6 protein-coding genes are annotated in these 4853 nt (G+C 35.6%); 2 read left to right on the top strand and 4 right to left on the bottom strand.

Going from position 1 to position 4853, the window contains the following annotated elements:
* The first annotated feature begins 231 nt into the window (after window positions 1-231).
* The gene (locus RT228_RS17895) at window positions 232-807 is read left to right on the top strand and encodes a YceI family protein (RefSeq protein WP_006262375.1); all 576 of its coding nucleotides are present in this window, start codon (window positions 232-234) and stop codon (window positions 805-807) included.
* Between the two features lie 193 nt (window positions 808-1000).
* Window positions 1001-1879: a hypothetical protein gene (locus tag RT228_RS17890; protein WP_006262376.1), complete on the top strand. Its 879-nt coding sequence runs from the start codon at window positions 1001-1003 to the stop codon at window positions 1877-1879.
* A gap of 50 nt (window positions 1880-1929) precedes the next feature.
* Here RT228_RS17890 and RT228_RS17885 read toward each other — a convergent pair whose 3' ends face one another.
* The 4 genes from RT228_RS17885 to RT228_RS17870 all read right to left on the bottom strand — a co-directional run bounded on the left by RT228_RS17885 (window position 1930) and on the right by RT228_RS17870 (window position 4760).
* On the bottom strand, window positions 1930-2559 hold the full coding sequence (locus RT228_RS17885; protein WP_006259860.1) for an NAD(P)H-binding protein: 630 nt from the start codon (window positions 2557-2559) through the stop codon (window positions 1930-1932).
* Window positions 2560-2700: 141 nt separating this feature from the next.
* Window positions 2701-4101, bottom strand: a complete 1401-nt coding sequence (aspA, locus tag RT228_RS17880) for an aspartate ammonia-lyase (protein ID WP_006262377.1) — start codon at window positions 4099-4101, stop codon at window positions 2701-2703.
* A 69-nt stretch (window positions 4102-4170) separates the two neighbouring features.
* Window positions 4171-4557, bottom strand: coding sequence for a YchJ family protein (locus RT228_RS17875; protein ID WP_006262378.1), 387 nt, complete (start codon window positions 4555-4557; stop codon window positions 4171-4173).
* Window positions 4557-4760, bottom strand: coding sequence for a hypothetical protein (locus tag RT228_RS17870; protein WP_006259864.1), 204 nt, complete (start codon window positions 4758-4760; stop codon window positions 4557-4559). The genes RT228_RS17875 and RT228_RS17870 overlap by 1 nt, the downstream gene beginning before the upstream one ends.
* Between the last annotated feature and the right edge of the window lie 93 nt (window positions 4761-4853).

Raw genomic sequence — 4853 nt, 5'->3', positions numbered from 1 at the left:
CCTACTAAAATGGGAGGATATTTTATGCCTTAAATTTATTTAGGACGCTATTGATTTTCAATTATAATAAACTCCTCTATCCTACTATTAAAGAAAGGATTACGATTAAAAAAAAGAAATAAAAAACCACAATTACACAAGATAAAAACACTTCTTAATGTAGGTTAAGTGCTTAAAGCTAAATGTGGTACTACATTTGTAGTATATAACAGAACAATTAAAATTATTATCATGAAAAAAATAGCATTATTATTCGTAGCAACATTATTCTCTGTTGCATCATTCGCTCAAACAAAATGGAATGTAGATAACTACCACTCATTTTTAAACTTCTCTGTGAAGCACTTAGGAATTTCTTTCGTAGATGGTCGTTTTGATAAATACGAGGGAACATTCGAAGGAACACCTGAAGACTTAACGAAAGGAACATTTAAATTCTCAGTAGATATGAACAGTGTGAACACATCTATCGAGATGCGTGACAACCACTTAAAAACAGATGATTTCTTCGCAGCTGAGAAGTTCCCTGCAATGACTTTTGAGAGTAAATCAATCAAAAAAGTAGGTAAAGATCAATACAAATTAGAAGGTAACTTAACAATCAGAGATATCACTAAGCCTGTAACTTTTGACCTTACTTATGGTGGTTTATTAAAAGATGATGGACAAGGAAATACTAAATTAGGATTCCAAGCATCTACTACGATCAACCGTTTTGACTTCGGAGTAGCGTATGATCCATCAGGACAAGCTATCGCTAAAGATGTAAAGATCAATGTGAACTTAGAGTTCAATAAAGTTAAATAATCCTTTTACACATACTTAATTTCTGAAATAGGCTTCGCATTATTGTGAAGCCTATTTCACATTATAGCTACTCCCTATCTCACTCATACAGAGCAACTACAATCGTCAATTAATTAGATATAATAAATCATAAACAAGAACATTATCTCGTTTATATTGCTTATTTTTATTTATATTAACAAATATAATTGCTATGAAAAAGATTTTATTGAGTGCTTTTATTGGAGCATTAGTTCTTACATCGTGTGGAGATAAGAACAAAAATGGTGAAGGAGACGGAGAGACTATGAAAGAACTAGTCGCAAAACCTACTCCGCCTAAAGCAGAAGGTCCTATACGAATACTATTCGTAGGGAATAGCCATACGGAGTACTTCGCTAGTTTTCCGAAAATGTTAGACGCACTAGCTAAGGAAAACAATAAACAAGTAGAGGTAAAATCCCTTTTAGAAATGGGGGTAAGCATTGATCAAATCATCTCTTCAAACAAGAAAAATGCTGAAAAATTATTTAAACAAACGGATAAAGATGGAAACTATCTAGACTATGTGATTCTACAAGAATCAACACCTGTAGCCATACAAGAGCTAGGCAAGTATAAATCTAATACAGCAGAAGTACATGATCAGATAGCCAAAAACAGCCCTGATGTAGCTACATATATCTACGGTCTGACGGTTCCATTTGAGTACAATAGTGCAGATTATAAAGATTATCAACCTCTACTAGTAGAGAATGGTGTAGCAGTAGCTAAAGCGTTACCTAACACTGGATTCTTAAACTTCTCAGCGGTATTAGGTGCTGCCTATGCTGGCAAAGAAGGTTATACTGCTACTAAGGATGGTAAAGATATGCTACGTCATACAGATAGATCACGACATATGCTTAATGATGCTGTATTCGTAAACTCTATAGTGCTATATCAAACGCTGTTTGGTGAGACTCCTAAGATCCCGCAGCAGTTACCACTGAGCACTGGTCTAGGAGATGATGATACGATAAAACTGATGGATGTAAAAGAAGGTGTCAGCGATCCTGAGGCTTTACTTAAGATAGCAACTAGCTTTAAGTAATACTATACATAATAAATGAAAGGCTTGTCTCTAAGAGATAAGCCTTTTTATTATATCTCATTGCTTTCGATAATCAAGCGACGACAGCAGTGATTCTTCGCTTCTCTACGCATACGATTGGCTACTTTAACCACCTCTATCGGTTTATACTTCATAAACAATCGCATCTTATTAAAGAAAAACAAAATCTTAGCAGCTATTCGCTCCCCCATACGGTTAGTCCCTGGACGTAATAAAAGTCCTGGACGCAGAATAATAGTATTCTCAAAACGCAAATTCAATACAGAGCGCTCTAATGTTCCCTTTAGTCTACTATAGAAGAATGCACTCTTATCAGAAGCTGCCTTAGCTGATAATAATACAAAGTTAGTTACTCCATTTCCTTTTGCATACTGAGCGAACTGCATGACATAATCATAATCTATATGCCATTGCTTTTGTTTAGAGCCTGCCTGCTTCAGCGTAGTCCCTAAACAACTAAAAGCGACATCTCCTGCTATTAGATGCTTCCATTGGTCGATTTGTTCAAAATCAACTAAATGAACGACTAACTTAGGATGCTGAATATCCCATTCTTTACGAATAAATATGACTACTTCGTGAAAATCATCGTCACAAAGTAGTTGACGTACGAGTACTTTACCAGTTGCTCCAGTACCTCCGATGACTAATGCTTTCATAACAAACATTTTAAAGCTATTATATCACTACAATAAACTTACCAATTTGTATTGAGACAACAGATTTTAAAAAAGTTACATCTATAAACAATAAAAAAGTCTCCTAGTAGGAGACTTCTTATATTTAATAACACGTATCGATTAGATCGAATGCGGTGCTAGCATATGTTTAGGGTCTAGAATCTCATCTAGTTTCTCCTTAGTTAATAGATTGTGCTCTAATACTAATTCATAAACTCCTCTACCAGATTCTAATGCTTCTTTAGCGATTTTAGTACTTGCTTTATATCCGATATAAGGGTTTAGCGCTGTAACGATACCGATACTTCCTAATACTAACTCCTTATTATGTTCTACATTAGCCTTAATACCTACTACACACTTCTCTACTAATGTTTCCATAGCATTCTCTAACCATGTCATAGACTCCATTAGAGTATGAGCTAATACAGGCTCCATCACGTTTAACTGTAACTGAGCTGCCTCAGAAGCCATTGTGATAGTCATATCGTTACCGATTACTTTAAAACACACTTGGTTTACTACTTCTGGGATAACAGGGTTTACTTTACCTGGCATAATAGAAGAACCTGGCTGCATAGGAGGTAGTTGAATCTCGTTAAGTCCTGTACGAGGCCCTGAAGATAATAATCTAAGGTCATTACAGATCTTAGATAACTTAATAGCTACTTTCTTCAAGATTCCTGAATAAGCAACAAATCCGCTTGTATCAGATGTAGCCTCTACTAAGTTCTCAGCAGAAGTAACAGGTTGTTTCATCAACATTCCTAAATTCTTAGCACATAAATCTGCATAACCTGGTACAGCGTTTAATCCAGTACCGATAGCAGTAGCTCCCATATTAATCTCTAAGAACGCTTGGCTAGCCTGGTTAAGAACTGCTATTTCTCTCTTCAAAGTGAAAGCAAAACCACCGAACTCTTGTCCTAGAGTCATTGGCACTGCATCCTGAAGTTGAGTTCTTCCCATCTTGATAATATTCTCAAACTCTACAGCCTTAGCCTCAAGCCCTTTTACTAATTTCTCTAGCTTCTCTACTACTTTCTTATTCATTTCGAATACGGCTACCTTAAGAGAAGTAGGGTATGCATCATTAGTAGATTGAGATAAGTTTACATGATCGTTTGGAGAACAGTGTTGATAATCACCTTTCTCAAAACCTAAGATTTCTAAAGCTCTATTTGCGATAACTTCATTCGCATTCATATTAACAGAAGTACCTGCTCCCCCTTGTATCATATCTACAGGGAACTCAGCATGTAGCTTACCGTCTATTATCTCCTGACATACATCAGCGATAACCTTATATATTTTTTCGTCTAAAACGTTTAATTCAAAGTTGGTTTTAGCTGCCGCCCATTTTACAATAGCTAATCCTTTTACAAACTCAGGGTAATCAGACAACTTACTTGTCGATATCTTGAAGTTATTGATTGCTCTTTGTGTCTGTACACCATAATAAGCCTGTTGAGGAATTTCTAATTCACCTATTAAGTCGCTTTCAATTCTGGTTGGTTTCATACTTATACAGTTTTATATTTTCACTAAGTTACGAAGTAATTTTTATTTACCTCCTCTAAAACACAAGGATTATTCCTTAAATGTTCCCGATACATAATACCACTTCCCTCCTAACATTTCAAACAAAGAATCCTCATAGTGTTCACACACATTGCCCTCTGCATCTTTATAATAAGCCTTAAATACTACACGACTCTCCTCACTGACAAGAATTTCTAAGCGTTGCCATGTATTTTCTTTAGCCCACTGTAGAATTGCCTTCTTACTATGAAAGTGTCTAGTCTTAGGATGGGTAGTATTAATGATGTATATCGCATTAGCTAAGGCATAGGCTGTGTACCTAGAGCGCATCAGCTGCTCTGCAGTAGAAGGAACTGTAGTATTCGTCACATACGGCTCACAACACTCACTATATGCGTTACCACTACAACAATAACAAGGTTGGTGCTGTTCCATTATCCTATCTTCTGTTTTAGCTCTTCGATAATCTTCAAAAATTTCCCCCAACGAACTACTTCGTCATCTGTCTGTGCATAGTCAAGTCCATCATTGATACTTTCTTCTATTTTCTCTATTGCTACAGAGGCTTCTTCTTTCTTATTTTGAGCAATTAATACCATTAATTGCATGATTTGCTGTTGTACTTCTTCTATTTTCATTTCTATATCTTCATTTCAACACAAAGATATTTGTTATTAATCAATAGCGTCCTAAACATTTAAAAAAAGGCACAAAAAAAGAGAGTTAATTTC

The organism is Myroides sp. (assembly GCF_032073645.1).
In the GTDB taxonomy this organism is placed as follows: domain Bacteria; phylum Bacteroidota; class Bacteroidia; order Flavobacteriales; family Flavobacteriaceae; genus Flavobacterium; species Flavobacterium odoratimimum.
Note: the sequence above shows the minus strand (reverse complement) of the source record. Positions and strands in the feature narration are given on the sequence as shown.